1 rRNA gene is annotated in these 1,452 nt (G+C 65.3%); it reads left to right on the forward strand.

From position 1 onward, the window contains the following. Positions 1–38: 38 nt before the first annotated feature. Positions 39–1,452 (forward strand): 16S ribosomal RNA (locus ACTQV4_RS10265); the annotation flags it as partial.

The raw sequence follows: 1,452 nt of genomic DNA on the forward strand, positions 1-1,452 counted from the left end.
ACTGAGAGGACCGGACGGGCTCGAGGCCCAAGCATATTTGGACGGAGAGTTCGATCCTGGCTCAGGATGAACGCTGGCGGCGCGCCTAACACATGCAAGTCGAACGGCACCTATCTTCGGATAGAGGCGAGTGGCGAACGGCTGAGTAACACGTGGAGAACCTGCCCCCTCCCCCGGGATAGCCGCCCGAAAGGACGGGTAATACCGGATACCCCCGGGTGCCGCATGGCGCCCGGGCTAAAGCCCCGACGGGAGGGGATGGCTCCGCGGCCCATCAGGTAGACGGCGGGGTGACGGCCCACCGTGCCGACAACGGGTAGCCGGGTTGAGAGACCGACCGGCCAGATTGGGACTGAGACACGGCCCAGACTCCTACGGGAGGCAGCAGTGGGGAATCTTGCGCAATGGGGGCAACCCTGACGCAGCGACGCCGCGTGCGGGACGGAGGCCTTCGGGTCGTAAACCGCTTTCAGCAGGGAAGAGACGAGACTGTACCTGCAGAAGAAGCCCCGGCTAACTACGTGCCAGCAGCCGCGGTAATACGTAGGGGGCGAGCGTTATCCGGATTCATTGGGCGTAAAGCGCGCGTAGGCGGCCCGGCAGGCCGGGGGTCGAAGCGGGGGGCTCAACCCCCCGAAGCCCCCGGAACCTCCGCGGCTTGGGTCCGGTAGGGGAGGGTGGAACACCCGGTGTAGCGGTGGAATGCGCAGATATCGGGTGGAACACCGGTGGCGAAGGCGGCCCTCTGGGCCGAGACCGACGCTGAGGCGCGAAAGCTGGGGGAGCGAACAGGATTAGATACCCTGGTAGTCCCAGCCGTAAACGATGGACGCTAGGTGTGGGGGGACGATCCCCCCGTGCCGCAGCCAACGCATTAAGCGTCCCGCCTGGGGAGTACGGCCGCAAGGCTAAAACTCAAAGGAATTGACGGGGGCCCGCACAAGCAGCGGAGCATGTGGCTTAATTCGAAGCAACGCGAAGAACCTTACCAGGGCTTGACATATGGGTGAAGCGGGGGAGACCCCGTGGCCGAGAGGAGCCCATACAGGTGGTGCATGGCTGTCGTCAGCTCGTGTCGTGAGATGTTGGGTTAAGTCCCGCAACGAGCGCAACCCCCGCCGCGTGTTGCCATCGGGTGATGCCGGGAACCCACGCGGGACCGCCGCCGTCAAGGCGGAGGAGGGCGGGGACGACGTCAAGTCATCATGCCCCTTATGCCCTGGGCTGCACACGTGCTACAATGGCCGGTACAGAGGGATGCCACCCCGCGAGGGGGAGCGGATCCCGGAAAGCCGGCCCCAGTTCGGATTGGGGGCTGCAACCCGCCCCCATGAAGTCGGAGTTGCTAGTAATCGCGGATCAGCATGCCGCGGTGAATGCGTTCCCGGGCCTTGTACACACCGCCCGTCACACCACCCGAGTCGTCTGCACCCGAAGTCGCCGGCCCAACCG

The organism is Collinsella sp. LCP19S3_B11, from assembly GCF_052121915.1.
In the GTDB taxonomy this organism is placed as follows: Bacteria; Actinomycetota; Coriobacteriia; order Coriobacteriales; family Coriobacteriaceae; genus Collinsella.